The sequence below is a fragment of the Epilithonimonas sp. genome (assembly GCF_056329745.1).
Window position 1 is genome coordinate 22,080 of record NZ_JBWEYV010000005.1, and the last position, 16,949, is coordinate 39,028.

Below are 16,949 nucleotides of genomic sequence, written 5' to 3' on the forward strand. Positions count from 1 at the left end.
CAAATTTCAAAAAATATGAAAAACATTTATTTCGCTTTCTTGTCAGCAATTCTTTTTCTGACAAGCTGTTCTAATGCTTCACAGCCAAACGACCCGATTCCGGAACACGAAACTTTTAAAATTCAATCCCAACAAATTGGCGAGGAACGAACCATCAATATATGGACACCTGAAGATTACAAAACAACCTCCGACTCTTTACCGGTTATGTATATGGCTGACGGTGGAATTAAAGAAGATTTTCCGCACATAGCCAACACACTGGCTGAACTTATTAAGGAGAAAAAAATAAAACCACTTATTCTTGTAGGCATTGAGAACACCCAGAGAAGAAGAGATCTGACAGGTTATACCGAAGTGGAAAAAGACAAAGAAATTGCCCCAATTGTGGGAGGTTCGGAAAAATTCAGAGCATTTATAAAAGATGAACTTTTTCCCGAAATCAACAAAAAATACAGAACTACAAGCGAAAAAAGTATCATTGGCGAATCTGCTTCAGGGCTTTTTGTAATGGAAACTTTCTTCCTTACTCCTGAAATGTTTGATAACTATATCGCATTTGACCCTTCACTTTGGTGGAACAATCATTATTTGGTAAGAACAGCAAAAGAGAATTTAACAAAATTTCCTACTACGGGAAAACGAATTTGGTTTGCAGGCTCGAACGCAGAGGATGTTTCGCCTTATACGAAAGAGTTAGCCGGTATTTTTAAAACAGAAAATTATCCAAATATCAAATGGAATTATTCTGACGAACCCCAAGAAAAGCATAATACCATTTTCAGGGCAACGAAAGAAAAAGCAATCGTTTGGACTTTGAACCAATAAGCAATGAAAACCAATCCACGGGTGAATAACCGAATTGAATTAATTCTCTATTTTTGTATTGTCAAATTTTAATCCATTATCATAATGAAAGAACTAATCGAAAAAATCAGTACAAGCTTTGAAGCATTAAAAGCTGATGCAGAATTACAGGCAGAAAAAGGAAACAAAGCCGCAGGTACAAGAGCAAGAAAATCATCTTTGGAGCTTGAAAAGCTATTGAAAGAATTTAGAAAGGCGTCTTTAGAAGCATTAAAAGCTTAAAACAATAAACCCTCCAAATTTCGGAGGGTTATTTGTTATGGATTTAAGAGTTGAAGCATCCTGCCCACTTCAATATCCATTCTGGAAAAGGCAAACCATTTTTTGCCAAGGTCTTTGAGTGATGCCCCGATATGATAAAGTTCGGTATGATCAATAATTAAGAAGCGGTCATGAGCATCGGAAAAAATCTCTAATTCAATGGATGGATATTGGCTGTTATACCGTTGTAAATCGAGCCGTAACTGATTACTGATGCTTTTGGTATAAATCATTGCGATAACACCATCACTACGTTTGCCTAATAAAGTAAGCACCGTATCGTCCACATAATTATCCAAAAGGATAATGGAACTTTTAGCACGTCGGATAATATCGGAAACAAAGGTATAAGCATCAAAAACCTGCCCGTTGTAGAAGATGCCTTTTTCGTTGTGAAGCTTATCACTTTCCAAAGCTTTGAATATTTCTTCAAATTTTTGGTCTGCTTCCAATTGCTTCAATTCAATCTTATCCAAACGATGAAAAAGAGATGCATTACTGATCAGCATTCTTCGCATTTCTACGAAAGCATTCATTATTTCAATACTTACTCTAATAGCAACGGTACTTTTTAGTACACCGGAAAGCATTGCTATTCCTTGTTCAGTAAATACAAATGGTAAATATTTTCGATGCTGACCTCTTCCTGCGTTTAAGGTCACAAATTGTGACCTTAAAAACTCCCATTCTTCGGATGTGAGCTGAAAGCAGAAATTTTCAGGGAATCTTTCTTCATTACGCTTTACTGCCTGGTTGAAAACCTTAGTTTCTACCTGATAGATATTGGCGAGATCGGTATCCAGCATTACCTGTTTCCCTCTGATGCTGTAAATTCTGTTTTCTATTTCTTTTTGAGGAATAATATTGCTATTCATTATTTCCGTTTACGTTTATTCTTTTCAAATTCAAAGGAGGTTTTGCAATCCTCATTCAACACGATAAAAGCATCGAATTTCTTTCCGGCTTTGCTTGTCATTCCTTTTATGAGATTGGTCTTTCCGTTATTGACAAGTTTTTCAATATCGGCTATGCTGATTTGTATACCACACACATTACGAAACTGTACCCAACTACACACTTCATCTGAACATTTCACAACCTTATCACGGATAATGAGTTGCTGGCTTTTGCATTTTGGGCAAACCAATTTAGGTAGATTGTTTTGAGCAATGGAAGTTTGCAATAATTCATCGGTAATAGTGGAAGCATATTGTTCCATTTCCTTTTGAAACGTTCCTGCATCCGCTTCGTTGTTTTCGATTTTCTGCAATGCCAATTCCCATTCGGCGGTCATTGCCACGTCAGCAATTTTGCGGTCTTTGACCAATTCATATACCTGCAACCCTTTTTCGGTGGGGATTAAGGATTTCTTATCCCTTCGGATATAGTTGCGGGTAAACAGTGTTTCGATGATGGCGGCTCTTGTAGCCGGAGTACCGATGCCGATATTTTGCAAGGCTTTTCGTTCGTCCTCATTTTCTATTTCCTTTCCGGCACTTTCCATAGCTGATAAAAGCCCTGCTTCGGTATAAAGTACAGGCGGTTTGGTTTTCTTTTCCAGAACGGTAGCTTCATTGATTTTAAGTTCATCGCCATTTTTCAGTTCGGGTAAGTCCTGAATAGCTTCGGTATCTTCATCAGAAAAACTGCCTTTAATGGCTCTCCAACCTGCTTCGATAATCTTACAGCCTTTTGTGGTAAAATCATAATGGGTTACCTGTAAAGCAACATCAGTTATCTCTTTGGTGCAGGCTTGTGAAAGGGCTTCAAGCAAGCGAAAGGCAATCATATCATAAATTGCATTTTCCTTTACATTTAATGCTGATGGTGTTTTGTCTGTAATTAGTAACCCGTGATGGTCTGTTACACGCAAATCATTTACGATGCGTTTATTAAAACGTCCCCATTTCATTTTGGTTACAGCTTGCTTACAGGTTTCTCTGTCTTGCAAGGATCTTACAAGATTTGGAATTTCTGCCCACATATCTTCGGGAATGTATTTGCTTCCTGTACGTGGATAGGTAATAAATTTCTTTTCGTAAAGGCTTTGAGCAATATTAAGCGTTTCTTCAGCTGACAGGCTCAGTTTTTTATTGGCTTCTTTTTGCAATCCCGTAAGGTCAAACAATAAAGGTGGTTGTTCTGTAACACTTTTTGTTTCTACTGATATTACAGTTGCTGAACCGCTTCTCTGAATGGCTTTCAGCGTATCATCGGCAAGTTTTTGATCTTCCCATTTGGTCCGGGAAATACTTTTAAAATCTATCAGCTCTTTGTGGTGCAATAGCTGTATCTGCCAATATTTCTTTACTGAGAAATTTTTGTTTTCCAGATAACGTTTGCATATCAAAGCTAATGTTGGTGTTTGTACCCGTCCGAGTGAATAAATACCATTACCTGCGGCAATGCTCAACGCTTGTGTAGCATTGATGCCTACAAGCCAGTCGGCACGGCTTCTGCCTTGTGCTGCCTGATACAATCCATCAAATTCTTTTCCAGATTTCAGATTATCAAAACCTTGTTTGATGGCTTTTTCGGTAAGTGAACTAATCCAAAGCCGTTCAAATGGTTTAGTGCATTTGAGATATTCATAGATATAGCGAAATATGAGTTCGCCCTCACGACCTGCATCGGTAGCTACTATAATGCTATCGCTCTTATTAAAAAGCTGCTCAATAATTTTCAATTGTTTTAATGCTCCTGTATCGGCTGTATAACCTTTGTCTTTTTTGACTTTACGAACGGTCAGTATAAATGGATTGGGCAATATAGGCAAAGTTTCTTTTTGAAATCCTGAAATTCCATAATCTTCTGGCATTCCTAATCCGATTAAATGACCGAATGCCCATGTAACAAAATAGCCGTTACCTGTCAGGTAACCTTCTTTCTTTTCAGAAGCTCCTAACAGGTTGGCTATTTCCCTTGCTACACTTGGTTTTTCTGCAATGATTGTCTTCATATTTGTTTACATTTTTCTTCCTTTGGATTTTGCAGGAGCTTTTGGTTTTTCCTGTTGTTCCTGCTGCTTTTTGTCCTTCGGTGTTTGCTGTCCTTTTTGCAAAGGTTCTTTAAGGTTTTTGGTCGCTTCATTGGTTTTACCTTCAGAATTAACCGCAGTTTGTGTTTTATGGGCTTCGGTAGGTTGTGTACGTTCTTTATACTGGTTAGGAAATTCAAAGCCTGTTTTTCCGCTTTCCTTATTATAAGTGATATAACCGTTATATTCCTTACCTTTTTTGTCAACTAAGCCACTGACATAAATCGTTTGACCGTCTTTGAATTTGTTGTATTGCTCATTGTCCAGCTCTTTACCTCTGAATGATTTCGGAGCTTCCTGTGATTGACCTTGCTCTTTAGATTGTGATTGCTGAGTGCCCTCTGTTTGTTTATTTCCTTGGGCTTGTTGATTGGTATTGCTTCTGTCAAACATAAACTCTACATAGCGTTTGTCCGCATTGAACTGTACCGTTGCGTCAAACTCAGTTCCTTTTTTAGAAATCATTCCTTCCAACTGAAGTGGTTTTCCTTCCATCAGCGTTTGCTTCTGGGCATCATCCAATTTTACTCCTTTGATTTCATCTGGAATTTTTATAAAATCTGTACGTAGAGCAACCAATTCATTAGTCAGCCTGTCTACACTGATAATGGAGGGCATCATTTCTCCTGTTTTGGTATTTTTGAGATCAACCACACGTCCCATATTTCCGCTGTCGAGAAGGTTTTTCTTATCTTCATCGGTAAACTTATGCCCGAAAAATTCAAAGTTTAAGTTGGGTTCTTTACGGATACCGTGTACTGCCGCTACTACTTTTCCTTCCTGATTTGTTTGTAAGGATAAACGAGCATCCGTACGAACAATAGCACCATCAAGGTTCACGCTTACAGGAACCAGTTCGTTGGTTTTATAACCCTTTAATAAAGGATCTAAAAGGTTCATTTTTTCAAGGCGTTCTTTGCCTAATCCAAGATTGTTCATGGTTTCCCAATCGATCTGTTCCGGCTTAAAGCGGTATTCGCTTGTTTCCGGTGTTGTTTGTGATGTTGTTTCCATATTATTTTGATTTTCTTGTTTACTATCCTGTTTCGTTTCTGTTTTCACCTCGTGTTCCTTCATTACTTTTTCACCTTCGGGAGTTGGCTTATCTACCTGCTTCTGCATTTCATTTGCCATATCAATAGCGATAGGTGCAGGAACTTTGAAAAAGGAGAAGTTTGTAGGGTTCTTTAACTGGCTGAGAAAATTGGAAAAGAAGTTGGAAAAGAAATCGCCACTTTTGTCTACATGCATAAATTGACTTTGATTCTTTTTGTCAGGATCAACGGTTACCATTTTTCCATTTTCATCGATGCTCTTTACAGCCTGGATTTTCTTTTTCTCTTTATCCAGTACCAGCAGTATGTCCGATAATTGTTCCGGAACGTTCTGTTTGTCTATTGTTTGCTCACTCATTTCTTTAATATTTTGAAGTTCAGTGCCGAAAGTAAAAGAAGTATTGGCTGCTTTGCATCAAGTGGCCGTCAAAGGCAGCATTTGGCGTTCATTGGCGTTCATTTAGTAAAACTTTCTCTAATGAATTGATGTACATCGGATAATTTGTAATACAATTTACCGCTGATAGTATAATAGCGTAGTTTGCCAATTGTACGGTAACGTTGGAGGGAGCGATTACTTATTTTAAGCATTTGCATTAAATCCTGATTATCGAGTAATTCCTCTCCATCAATACTGTTGCGTTGTTTTTGTAAGTCATCAATATGTTCGCTAAGCATATCGAAGCGATCCATTATACGTTCCATCCATGCCAGAAACTCCATTCTATCAATATTCATAGGGATATTCTTTAAGGGGTTATACCTATTTTTTATCTGTCTTTAGTCTTCTGCCTTTTTCGATATAGCTTTTTCCTTTTGCCATAAGCTCTTCTACAAATTCATCGCTGCTTTGGATAGCATTCGCGTTCAGCATTTCCTTGATTGTTCCAATGGTGTAGAAGTATTGACCGTAGATTTTTGAATAAGCTATTTCACCTTTGGTACGCATTCTCCATAAAGTCTTTTCACTTATATGCAGGTATTGGCATACCTCATGGTTGTTAAGCCATAAATCATCATAACTGGTATTATCTAATCTTTTCAGATACTCGGCAATCGCATCGATACGGCTGTTAAGCTGTTTCCATGCGTCCTCTTCGATAGTTATTATTTTCATTTTGCAATAGTTTATCATGGCAAAATTGAAGAGTACTTTTTGAAAAATCGTGCAAGGAAAAGCCAAGGAACAAGCAAGAAATAATGTTAAAATTGAATATTTAACAAATTTTAACCTTTTCATTATTGAGTGATATACAGATTATTGAGATTGTATTTGTCTCATTTAATAATTTGGATATTGGTGTTATATATCTAACTACTTGGCAAAAAAAACGGGTGGTTTTGTTTAAATCCACCCGTTATCTCTGTAAGATGTACTTCATTAAGATTCTTTATCCATATATTGCTCCAGAGAGTTTTTAAGATGATTCAGAAATGAAGCTCTATCTCCAGTACGGTCCTTCATTCTGTGAAAAGCATGATGAATGTCTCCAAGTTGTACATTGAACAGTTCCTGGGCTATTGCACTTAACTTTGTTAAACTAATACGTCCATTTGAAACTGATGCTGAAGCATACAATGCATAAATCAATTCAATAAGAGCACTCTTAGAATCGGTCCAGTGAATATCACTATTATCCAAAATAAGATTTACCGTTGATGGTCCTTCCGGAGCATTATTGCAAATTTTTGAATTCAAATAAAAGTATAGATTTTCGTTTGCTATGATTCTTGCAGTTTTATAATCATAGTAAGTAGAAAAATGAGTGTCAATCTCAAAAACAAAACTATTTAGACCATCATAGAAATTTATATTTCCTAATCTGAAGTAAATATTATCTTTATCAACTCTACCTGATTTGTAATACCGATAAAAATCTGATAAAAGAATGTGGTCTTTGAATTCTTTATTCAACTTTTTCATTTGGTTTGAATAATAGTTTAAATAAAGTTGACCATCACTAACAGGGCAGGTAGTTTCAATTCTTGATACCTTATTATAATATACAATTTTGCCCAAAATCTGAGGTTTGATTCTTTTGAAGAAATCTATTTCTTCATTTTCTTTAGCGAAACCATGTTTTAATACATCCATCTTTAGTTGACGGAGTAATTCTTGTAGGTAACCTATCATTTTATAACACTCTTCAATAATGTTATCCGTAGATAAGGCAACTTTTCTTTCTTCTTTTTGTATCTGTGACAATACATCTTTGTAAATAAATTTAGCCATGATAAAAACATTTAAGTGAATAATATTTCAAACACTTAACTTAATTTTATTTTCCTTGATTGGAGATATATTTATATGTTTTTTATGACTTTACTATTTTGAATTTTAATCATAATTAATTTAAACTACAATTATATTTGATTTTTAATGTTTTTAAATTACTTTTTAATATTATATTTTACAAAAAACAATTCCTCAATCGAGGAATATATTTTAATAAATAATTCTATTAGTAATAGACTTATGCTCATAGTAATTCTATACAAACGTTAGTTTTTAGAAATTACATGAATTAATGATGATGGGTTTCCGAATAGAAATAGAGTAATTGAGGAGGGGACATTTTTCCTTGATAAAATGAAAATCCGGATTAATAGAATTTATTCTAAATTTTATATCTTTGTGTATTGATTTACAAGGAAATTGAAAGAGTTCTAAAGAATTGAGAACCATTACCAAATCGTTACTGACAGCGAATTTTAATTTCTTAATCTATTATCTATAAGCTACTTTAGCTATTATTAAAGTTTTTAATAAAAAAAATAATATTATAGATGTAAACCTTCCCTTTGATTTCTAGTATGACTTCTGAGAATGAGCGTTTTTTTCGGCTGAAATGAACTTCAAAAGTAATGGCTTAACAAATGTAAGAGCATAAACAAAAGCAATTGCAACAATCACAAATCCTATCAAACCAATATTGTCTAAGCCAACTTTAGTTGTGACGATCCCTCCAATATAAGCACCACTGCCAATCCCAATATTATAAATAGCCGAAAAAATAGCCATGGCAATATCTGTATTATCTGGTGAAAGCCTTATGATACGGGCTTGATAAGACAAGTTAAAAATGGAAATAGCAACTCCCCACAACATTATAACAAAAAATGTAGCGGTCTCACTAAAAGAAAACACTTTGAGTGCAATAAGAGATACCATAATCCCGCCAATACTCCAAAAGGCAAATGTAAGAGACCATTGGGCACTGAATCTTGTGAACAATAGGCTTCCAAGAATACCGGTGAAACCAAAAAGCAGCAAGGCCAGAGTAGTAACATTTTTAGACAGATGTATAACATAGGTTAAAAATGGCTCGATATAGCTGTACCCACAAAAATGCCCTGTAATGGTAATAGCGGTCAAAAGATAAACACTTAACAGGGCTTTATTTTGAAAAATATGAGGCAGACTTTCTGCAGATTTTTTATTTCTGCTAGGCATAAGGGGCAAGTCTCTCATCAAGACAATCATAATAAGGAAAGCTACCGCAGCAATAGACAAGAAAGTCACCCTCCACCCTAAGTACAATCCTATTGTCCGACCAATGGGTAGCCCCAATATCATAGCCAATGATGACCCAACAGTAAGGATGCTCAGCGCAGCAGATTGCTTGCCAGGCGGAGCCACACGCACTGCCAATGGTGGTGCAATAGCCCAAAATACCGAATGTGCACAAGCAACACCCAAACGCGATGCCATCAACATATCAAAGGAATCAGAAAAGTAAGAGGCAGCATTGCTAAGAACGAAGACAATAAAAACTCCGCCGAGCAGTTTTTTGCTCTCGGTTCGGGCAAAGATCAGCATCAATGGTAAAGAGAGTAATGCTACTGCCCATGCATAGACCGTAATCATAATGCCAGCCCCCGTCTCGGTCATTTTAAAATCTGTAGCAATACTACTTAGCAATCCAATAGGAATAAACTCGGTGGTATTAAATATAAATGTGGCAAAGGCCATACAAATTACAGGAAACCATTGCCCAATATTTGGTTTCTGAGTCGTATTATCTTTTGCTTGCTGAATCATTGATGAAATATAGTCAAATTAGAAATAATTCAAAATCCTAAAAAATCAGATTAGTATATCTAAGCCATGGATTCTGAGCGTTACTCAAAGGCAAATATAAGAACATATGATTTAAAGACTTCTTTATGAGTGGTTCAAATTAATTATAGTATTAGTTTTGACTTTCTCCAACGACAGAAAAATTATAAAATAACAAATCTTATTATGATAGAATCTCATTATCTTTAATAACTTAAATCATTCATCTAATATCTCATAATTTCATATGAAAAAACTTGGCATCATCGGCCTTGGATGGTTGGGAAAGCATATTGCAGAACGGCTTTCTGACCAATATGCGATTTATGCTACTACGACTTCTGCATCAAAAGCTGCCGAACTACAAACCAAAGGTTATCACATGACGCTGGCAGATTTCCCGGATCAGATGGAGACCAGCATCAAACCTTGGTCTATTTTAACAGAGCTGGATGCCGTAATTGTAACCATTCCGTTTTCGGGGATTCGCGGGGCGCAGATATCTATGAAGTGGCGGCAGGAGAATCTGCTCCTTTTCCTCGATCATTACAAGGGAGAGCTTTTCCTGATGAGCTCTACTGGTGTGTACCCACAAAGCGATCAGGATTTTACCGAAGATGATATGCCTGTAGAAGCCGTTGACAGTGAAAATTTTCTTCGGAAAAAGTTTCCGCAAACCAATATTCTCAGGTTAGCCGGGCTTATGGGCGACCAGCGACTTCTGAAAAATTATAATATATCTAATCTTGATCAACCCGTCAATCATATCCATTACACAGACATTGTAAGGCTTATAGAGAAGATGTTGAAACAAGGTTCCGCATCAAAGCTGTATAATGTAGTAGCACCAATGCACCCGAGTAAAGAAGCGGTTATTAATGCTCAAAAAGGCTTATCCCACGATGGCGAAACCTTTCCAAAAGGCAGGACAATATCCGCCGGGCATCTCATCAACGAATTAGATTTTGAGTTCCGTTATCCAGATCCGCGGTATTTTCATCTTTAGTATCAATTTAATTTTTGCAATTTCCTTTTGGAACTATTATTGAGATTATTCAAAAAATTAAAAAATATCAATATGAAACCAAACACCATCAAAAAAGTTGCAAAATATGGATTGGGCACCATGCTCATCGCCGCTGGCATCGGTCATTTGACATTTGCCAGAAAAGAATTCCAGGCACAGGTGCCAGAATGGGTACCATTACAAAAAGACGATACAGTCATTTATTCGGGCGTAGTAGAGATTGCGGTAGGTGCAGCCATTATAGCCGCACCAAAAAAATATGAATCTCTTGTTGGTAAAGTTGCTGCTGGACTTTTTGCGGCTGTTTTCCCGGGAAATTACACCCAATACAAAGAAAGACGTAGTGCTTTTGGCCTTAATACCGATAAGCGCCGTTTTGCGAGACTTTTCATACAGCCTTTGCTCATCTTTTGGGCCATCAAATCCACAGATCGGAAATAATCCTAAGAAATATTCCACAAATAATTCCACTTCACGAGAGTGGAATTATTATTTAAGATTAATTTTTTGGGATAAAAAAGGAATACAAAAAACTATTAATAATTGCTAAAAATGCCGTTACGAATTTCGGTATTGCTTTTTTTACAGTATTTTTGAAGTTTAAATTTCTGAATTGAAAAAATTAGATCAATATATCATCAAAACCTTTTTCGGGCCTTTTCTTTTTATCTTCAGTGTGCTGTTCTTCATATTTATTGTGAACATTATCTGGACACAGATGGGGCAGCTTGCCGGGAAAGGCCTTACCTATTGGGAAATTACCAAGTTTCTTTTTTATCTGGGAATCAGTGTGGTGAGTATGGTGCTTCCGCTTACTATTTTGCTCTCCTCCATAATGACCTTTGGTGATTTTGGAGAGCGTTATGAACTGGCCGCTATGAAAGCGGCGGGGATTTCCCTAGTGCGCGTAATGATGCCCCTTTTCATCACTGTTTCTATACTTGCAGGTATTCTTTTTCTGTTTTCTAATAATGTCATCCCCGATTTTCAGCGGAAGGCGAAAAATATGATGTTCAATATCATCTCAACCAAGCCGGCCATCAATTTTACTCCTGGCGTTTTTATAGACCAATTATCAGGTTATTCAGTAAAATTTGATAAAATCTATGGCAAGAATGGCGAAAAGCTGGAAGGGGTTTTTCTTCATAAAAACGCCAGTAATTATGACGACCAGCAGACCATTATTGCAAAAAGCGGAAAATTTGCACCTGCAGTAGATCGCAATTACCTAAAATTAATTCTCTACAATGGCTATGTTTATACAGATAATGTATCCAACAAATCTTACGAGGAGCGACAAAAACAGCCAAACCAATCTGTAAAGTTTGACAGTTTGGTAAATCATTTTGACATTAGTGAAATTATTAATAAAGGTATCGAAAACGAAAAAATTACGGATGACTACCGCTTCCAAACTTATGGTGAAGTCGCTAAAACACTTGATAAAAACCGAAAAGATAATGCGACGGTGATGGGTTCATTAAGTGCACCTGTTATTACACAGACCAACAATTACGTTCAATACATTGATAAGACCAAAGTTAAAGAGAAGGTTTTGCAGCCTTACAAAATTGATACATTAAAAGAACCAAAAAAGCTGGATGTCCTATGGAGTGCCTATAATAGAATAGAATCACTGAAAAGCACGGCTACGGCTAACGAAAGCGCGGTAGACGACCTTTTGAAACAGCATAATAAAATCGTGATTTATCAGCAGCGGATCATCTCCTATTCGTTCACCTGTATTATTTTCTTCCTGATTGGTGCCAGTTTGGGTTCCATTATCAGAAAGGGCGGCATGGGACTGCCGGTCATCATTGCGATTGTTATATTTATTATTTTTTATGTCCTAAATCTGTCTGTAGAAAACCTATCCTGGAAAGGAGTGCTGGATCCTTACTTAGCAACCTGGCTGCCCAACCTTGTATTGTTCCCTTTCAGTATATGGCTAACGTACAAAGCCCTAACAGACTCCCAATTGTTTGATATAGAAAAATATCGGGCATTATTCAAACCGATTATTAACAGGTTTTCCAAACCTAAAGAGCATCAGCGATATCAATAGATTATTTTGATCTATTGTTATTTACTCGTTAAGACTCATCCTTAGATTAGCAACTGATGATTGTTTATCATTAATCTTTTGCTGATGTTAGTTGAAAATCATTAAAGTCAAAACGTGATTTTCTTGTTATTGACTAACATTAATTATCTGAATAAATACAATAATAATATATCATAAAAAAGCAGTACAACCATCAGGCTGTACTGCTTTTTAAATTTTTAAGAATAGTATTCTACTTAACTTTTGTAACTGAACTTTTTTGCCAGTTGTTGTGGAATTTGCAGTCTTTATATTTATCATCAATAGAGATAAAAACTGATGGGAACTTTGCATTCACCCATTTCTCTACAATTTCGCTCTTCTTCTTGTTAAGTGCAAGATCCTTGATTCTCTCATAATCGGTAGAAAGTTCCAATTGATGAGCATCTATAATACCATTAACCTGTACGATACTTAGCATTTTTCTTTTCTGTTGATCTTCCTGCTGAAATGGCTCTGTAATATCACCATCCTTAAGACCCGCAATCTGATAAGAAATTGTGGGATCTAGACTTAACTTTTCAATTTTATCAGACCCATCCTGAGCATTGGTCATAATCCCTGCACTATACTTATTGCTCTTATCATCAGAGAATTTGTAAGCAGCATCTTTGAAAGTCATTTTTTTATCTAGCACCAAGGTTCTAATACTATCCAATTCTTTTTTGGTAGCAGCCAATTCATCGGCATTAGGTACACTTTTTATAAGAATATGGCGCGCATCATACTTTTTACCATTTCTTTTGATTAATTGTATAAGATGGAAACCAAATTCAGACTCTACAGGATCCGAAATCTCATTTTCTTGAAGATTAAGTGCAGCAGCCTCAAAAGGTTTCACCATTTGGCCCATATTGATATTTTTGTACAATCCTCCTACCGCAGCAGAACCTTCATCTTCAGAATAAATTCTGGCAAGATTCTCAAAACTTTGGCCATTTTTGATCTCCTCTTTGATCTTGTTGAGTTTGGCTATGATTTCTTTTTTATGCGATTCAGAGAGTTTGGGATACATGCTGATTTTGGACAGCATTACCTCATCCTTTACGTTGGGTAGCTGATATTTGTACTGATTGTAGAAATCAGTCACTTCACTAGGCGTAACATCTGCTTTATCAGTAATCCTTGCATATTTCTGCTGGCCGTAATAGTTATCGGTATCAATTTTTTCTATGGCAGATTTCATTTCAAAAGATGTTCGGAACTTATAAGCCGCCAACATTGCTTTCTCATCTGGGAATTGCCCAAGAATTTGGTTATACTTATTTCCCGCCATCTCTTTGATAGCAGCACTACGGTTTTCTATCAATGTATCTTTTTTAGCTTCATAAATGAGCAGTTTATTATTAAGGATACTTTCCATAAACTCACATTTATCACCTACATTGGCACCTTGCTGCTTGGCATAATTAGCCTGTTCATCGATATCCGACTCCAGTACAATCTCGTTACCTATTACCGCAGCAATCCCATCTATCAACTGGCCTTTTTTCACCTGTGCGGAAACATTTGTACTGATAAAAACAGCAAAAACCGATAAGAAAAAAAGATATTTCTTGTAATTTGACATTATTTTTTAGATTATTAAGCAGCAAAATTAATATTATCAGTCAATTTTGCTTTATTTTTAGTTATAATTATTTCTTAAAATTTTTGTTAAGTTCTGCCATAAAGGCTGGCTGAATCTCTACTTTTGTTTTGGCACGTTGGTCAGCGATGGTCTTTTGCAAAACCTTTTCGGTTACTGCATCTGTCATCTCCGGCTCGGCTTCGGCCAGTGTCATCTGCTGCTCGGGCAGGATATCATCTATTGCAATCACCACATCGCGCTCGCCAATTTTGGTTAAAAATGTTCCTTTTTTAAAAGGTACATGATACTTTTTGAATATGTCTCCACTTTCCTCTATTTTACCTTCTTCAAAATGTACCAAAACTTGGTTTTTATCATTAACCCTGTTTTTAAAGGTCTCTTTTAGAGACTGCCACTTTTTGGGATCTTTCACTTCCTTCTCTAACTCTTTAACCAACGCAGGATCTGAAATGACAGCCGCCCTGGATTCCGCTCTTTTTTCCCAGACAAACTTAGCTTTGTTGGCATCATAATAATCTTTGTAGAATTTGGGATTATTTTTAACTTCATTTTTAAGATAATCAGAGAAAATATATTCTGACAGTAGATTTTTCTTAAGCTCGTCCAATTCAGGTTTTACATCTGGTAACTTGTCAAAGTTCTTGGCATAAGTCATCATTACAAACTGATTCGCTTGATAATTAACCAATTCCGACCATTGCGTGGTTGGCATTTGCTCCAGATTTTTATACTGAGCATCCAGCGCCTTCTTAAAATCCTCATAGTTTACACTGCTTTTACCATAGGTGAAAAGTAACGTTTTAGCACTTTTGGGGTTAAGATAAGCCTGATAAGATTTTTTAATTTCTGCAAAATCTTTGGTTTCCGCATATTTGCCTTCAGCCTTCAAATAATTCACCATTTTCGAGTTTAACTCTTCTCCGTAGCTGCTGTCCATCATTTCCTTTTGGAAAAACGATCTATTCTCATCCGTCAATAAATAAGGTTCTATATTATAGATATTGAAGATAAAATAGCTATCGCCAATTAAAAGTGGTTCTTTGGTGTAAAAATCCTTTTTTTGACCTTTCAGCGCGTTGTAAACTTCATCTGGCAAGATAGGAGACCCCATTACGCCGCCTCCAGAATTTTTAGCTTCTTCGGTGGTCGCAAATTCTTTTACCACAGCTTGGAATTTTTTCCCCGCCGCTAATTCTTTGTAGATTTTATCTTTAGTTGTCTGATAATTGGCGTCTTTGGGGATGCTAAGCACTCCAAAAAGCAGGTATCCTAGGCTTGGCCTGGTGTTGACCACTTTTGCAAAGGCCACTACATTTTGTCTGTCTATCAGGTTTGTATAAGAATTGACCGCGGTAGCTTTAATCTGCTGATAAAGTTCATAATCCAGCATCCCGGGTTTGATATAAAAAGGTTTGGCAGCTTCTGGTGTAGAATTTTTTGTAATAAAATCTTCCATACTTACTTTGCCAGCCTTTACCTCGTTGTAAAGTTGCTTGTAGTCTGTTTTGTCATCAGATTTTTTTTGTTTGATGAATATTAAAACCTCCTGCTCTGTCTTGCTTGAGTTTACAAAATCCTGCAATAGCGGATTGACAATACTTTGAGGATAGAATTTTTTATCTCTTAACTCTGATAATTTTTGATTAACCGCATTTACATAGAAATTAAGTGTATCAGCTTTTTTATCTTTAGCAAGCTGCTGCAATAGCAAAAACTCGACTGTTGAACTGACCGCTTTATCCGGACCTACTTTCTCAAGGCCGTATTTATTTTCTTTGATATAATCTTTTACAGAGATGCTGTCCTTACCTACAATCAGATATTGTGAAAATACCGATTGCGTAGACAGCGCCAATATAACAGGAAAAAAAATCTTCTTCATACTAAACATATATTTACCTATAATTACCTATAGACCAAGTGGTGAATTTACGAAACTTAACAATTATATAGCCGACTCAAAAGAAGTCAACTCGCGGAACTGAAGAATCCTGTGATTCAAATCTTCTTTTGTAACCGCCTGAATCCTCTCTGTCCCAAATTTTTCTACCGTGAAAGATGCCATGGCACTTCCCACGATAATAGCCGTTTTCATACTTTCAAACCCGAAATCTCCCTTTTTGGTAAGGTAAGCTGCAAATCCGCCGGCAAAAGTATCACCTGCTCCAGTTGGATCAAAGACATCTTCTAGTGGCAATGCCGGGATGGCAAATACTTTTTCCTCGTGAAAGAGCAAAGCGCCATGTTCCCCTTTTTTGATAATGACATATTTAGGACCCATTGCATGGATTTTTTTGGCCGCTTTCACTAGGGAATATTCACCCGAAAGTTGTCTGGCTTCTTCGTCATTAATTGTGATAACATCGGTTTTGGCAATCACCTTCATCAGATTGTCCCATGCGATGTCCATCCAAAAATTCATGGTATCCAAGATTACCAGTTCTGGTTTTTTGGACATTCTTTCCAACACAGATAACTGAACCATAGGATCCAGATTTCCTAATAAAAGAACATTGGCATCTGCAACATGCGCCGGCACTTTGGGATCAAAATCTGCCAAAACATTCAGTTCTGTAATTAATGTATCTCTGGAGTTAAGATCATTATGATATTTGCCGCTCCAGAAAAAAGTTTTACCGTCTTTCACCACCTCTACACCATCGATATTGATATTTTTGGAGGTTAGCATATCCAAATATTCCTGAGGAAAATCGCCACCTATGACAGAAACCAAACTTACATCTGTATCCAAAGCCGAAGCTGCCAAACCAATAAAAGTGGCGGCACCACCCAAAATCTTGTCTGTTTTACCAAATGGTGTTTCTATAGCGTCAAATGCGACAGTTCCTACTGCTAATAATTTCATATGTTAAGTTTTTGTCCAGCATTGCTAATACAGGCCGGAAGTTTTAATATTATATTTTATTTTTTTCTTAATACCGAATTT

Annotated in this window: 15 protein-coding genes; 5 read left to right on the forward strand and 10 right to left on the reverse strand. The window is 36.5% G+C overall.

The window, feature by feature from the left end; all coding sequences use genetic code 11:
• Positions 1–15 precede the first annotated feature (15 nt).
• A complete protein-coding gene (locus tag AC00Y6_RS05165; RefSeq protein WP_474489553.1) occupies positions 16–828 on the forward strand; it encodes an alpha/beta hydrolase in 813 nt (270 codons plus the stop codon).
• A gap of 84 nt (positions 829–912) precedes the next feature.
• Complete coding sequence (locus AC00Y6_RS05170; protein ID WP_474489554.1) at positions 913–1,089, forward strand: histone H1; 177 nt, start codon at positions 913–915, stop codon at positions 1,087–1,089.
• 35 nt (positions 1,090–1,124) lie between these two features.
• Here AC00Y6_RS05170 and AC00Y6_RS05175 read toward each other — a convergent pair whose 3' ends face one another.
• From AC00Y6_RS05175 to AC00Y6_RS05205, 7 genes are all read right to left on the reverse strand, one after another.
• Positions 1,125–2,003, reverse strand: coding sequence for an ORF6N domain-containing protein (locus tag AC00Y6_RS05175; RefSeq protein WP_474489555.1), 879 nt, complete (start codon positions 2,001–2,003; stop codon positions 1,125–1,127).
• Positions 2,003–4,087: a type IA DNA topoisomerase gene (locus AC00Y6_RS05180; RefSeq protein WP_474489556.1), complete on the reverse strand. Its 2,085-nt coding sequence runs from the start codon at positions 4,085–4,087 to the stop codon at positions 2,003–2,005. Before AC00Y6_RS05180 ends, AC00Y6_RS05175 begins: the two co-directional genes overlap by 1 nt.
• Positions 4,088–4,093: 6 nt before the next feature.
• The gene (locus tag AC00Y6_RS05185) at positions 4,094–5,578 is read right to left on the reverse strand and encodes a DUF3945 domain-containing protein (RefSeq protein ID WP_474489557.1); all 1,485 of its coding nucleotides are present in this window, start codon (positions 5,576–5,578) and stop codon (positions 4,094–4,096) included.
• 98 nt (positions 5,579–5,676) lie between these two features.
• Positions 5,677–5,958 (reverse strand): helix-turn-helix domain-containing protein, encoded by a 282-nt coding sequence (locus AC00Y6_RS05190; RefSeq protein ID WP_124898923.1) that lies wholly within the window; start codon positions 5,956–5,958, stop codon positions 5,677–5,679.
• A gap of 25 nt (positions 5,959–5,983) precedes the next feature.
• Positions 5,984–6,337, reverse strand: a complete 354-nt coding sequence (locus tag AC00Y6_RS05195) for a helix-turn-helix domain-containing protein (protein ID WP_474489558.1) — start codon at positions 6,335–6,337, stop codon at positions 5,984–5,986.
• A gap of 264 nt (positions 6,338–6,601) precedes the next feature.
• Positions 6,602–7,453, reverse strand: a complete 852-nt coding sequence (locus tag AC00Y6_RS05200) for an RteC domain-containing protein (RefSeq protein WP_474489559.1) — start codon at positions 7,451–7,453, stop codon at positions 6,602–6,604.
• Positions 7,454–8,029: 576 nt separating this feature from the next.
• Positions 8,030–9,262 carry a sugar transporter gene (locus AC00Y6_RS05205; protein WP_474489560.1) on the reverse strand — a complete coding sequence of 411 codons (1,233 nt, stop codon included), beginning with the start codon at positions 9,260–9,262 and terminating at the stop codon, positions 8,030–8,032.
• A 265-nt stretch (positions 9,263–9,527) separates the two neighbouring features.
• On the opposite strand from AC00Y6_RS05205, the gene AC00Y6_RS05210 reads away from it, so the two are divergent.
• The 3 genes from AC00Y6_RS05210 (at position 9,528) to AC00Y6_RS05220 (ending at position 12,372) form a co-directional block, all read left to right on the forward strand.
• A complete protein-coding gene (locus AC00Y6_RS05210; protein ID WP_474489561.1) occupies positions 9,528–10,286 on the forward strand; it encodes a Rossmann-fold NAD(P)-binding domain-containing protein in 759 nt (252 codons plus the stop codon).
• A 72-nt stretch (positions 10,287–10,358) separates the two neighbouring features.
• Entirely contained in the window at positions 10,359–10,748 is a 390-nt protein-coding gene (locus AC00Y6_RS05215; protein ID WP_474489562.1) for a DoxX family protein, read from the forward strand.
• A 172-nt stretch (positions 10,749–10,920) separates the two neighbouring features.
• Positions 10,921–12,372 (forward strand): LptF/LptG family permease, encoded by a 1,452-nt coding sequence (locus tag AC00Y6_RS05220; RefSeq protein WP_474489563.1) that lies wholly within the window; start codon positions 10,921–10,923, stop codon positions 12,370–12,372.
• A gap of 232 nt (positions 12,373–12,604) precedes the next feature.
• Here the strand turns inward: AC00Y6_RS05220 and AC00Y6_RS05225 are convergent, their stop codons facing one another.
• From AC00Y6_RS05225 to AC00Y6_RS05235, 3 genes are all read right to left on the reverse strand, one after another.
• A complete protein-coding gene (locus AC00Y6_RS05225; RefSeq protein ID WP_474489564.1) occupies positions 12,605–13,981 on the reverse strand; it encodes a peptidylprolyl isomerase in 1,377 nt (458 codons plus the stop codon).
• A 67-nt stretch (positions 13,982–14,048) separates the two neighbouring features.
• On the reverse strand, positions 14,049–15,884 hold the full coding sequence (locus tag AC00Y6_RS05230; RefSeq protein ID WP_474489565.1) for a hypothetical protein: 1,836 nt from the start codon (positions 15,882–15,884) through the stop codon (positions 14,049–14,051).
• A gap of 63 nt (positions 15,885–15,947) precedes the next feature.
• Positions 15,948–16,868, reverse strand: coding sequence for a PfkB family carbohydrate kinase (locus AC00Y6_RS05235; protein ID WP_474489566.1), 921 nt, complete (start codon positions 16,866–16,868; stop codon positions 15,948–15,950).
• Between the last annotated feature and the right edge of the window lie 81 nt (positions 16,869–16,949).

Bases quoted from the DNA above. Each gene is read 5' to 3' on its own strand.
- AC00Y6_RS05165 (WP_474489553.1), top strand. From the start codon at position 16: ATGAAAAACATTTATTTCGCTTTCTTGTCAGCAATTCTTTTTCTGACA.
- AC00Y6_RS05170 (WP_474489554.1), top strand. From the start codon at position 913: ATGAAAGAACTAATCGAAAAAATCAGTACAAGCTTTGAAGCATTAAAA.
- AC00Y6_RS05175 (WP_474489555.1), bottom strand. From the start codon at position 2,003: ATGAATAGCAATATTATTCCTCAAAAAGAAATAGAAAACAGAATTTAC.
- AC00Y6_RS05180 (WP_474489556.1), bottom strand. From the start codon at position 4,087: ATGAAGACAATCATTGCAGAAAAACCAAGTGTAGCAAGGGAAATAGCC.
- AC00Y6_RS05185 (WP_474489557.1), bottom strand. From the start codon at position 5,578: ATGAGTGAGCAAACAATAGACAAACAGAACGTTCCGGAACAATTATCG.
- AC00Y6_RS05190 (WP_124898923.1), bottom strand. From the start codon at position 5,958: ATGAATATTGATAGAATGGAGTTTCTGGCATGGATGGAACGTATAATG.
- AC00Y6_RS05195 (WP_474489558.1), bottom strand. From the start codon at position 6,337: ATGAAAATAATAACTATCGAAGAGGACGCATGGAAACAGCTTAACAGC.
- AC00Y6_RS05200 (WP_474489559.1), bottom strand. From the start codon at position 7,453: ATGGCTAAATTTATTTACAAAGATGTATTGTCACAGATACAAAAAGAA.
- AC00Y6_RS05205 (WP_474489560.1), bottom strand. From the start codon at position 9,262: ATGATTCAGCAAGCAAAAGATAATACGACTCAGAAACCAAATATTGGG.
- AC00Y6_RS05210 (WP_474489561.1), top strand. From the start codon at position 9,528: ATGAAAAAACTTGGCATCATCGGCCTTGGATGGTTGGGAAAGCATATT.
- AC00Y6_RS05215 (WP_474489562.1), top strand. From the start codon at position 10,359: ATGAAACCAAACACCATCAAAAAAGTTGCAAAATATGGATTGGGCACC.
- AC00Y6_RS05225 (WP_474489564.1), bottom strand. From the start codon at position 13,981: ATGTCAAATTACAAGAAATATCTTTTTTTCTTATCGGTTTTTGCTGTT.
- AC00Y6_RS05230 (WP_474489565.1), bottom strand. From the start codon at position 15,884: ATGAAGAAGATTTTTTTTCCTGTTATATTGGCGCTGTCTACGCAATCG.
- AC00Y6_RS05235 (WP_474489566.1), bottom strand. From the start codon at position 16,868: ATGAAATTATTAGCAGTAGGAACTGTCGCATTTGACGCTATAGAAACA.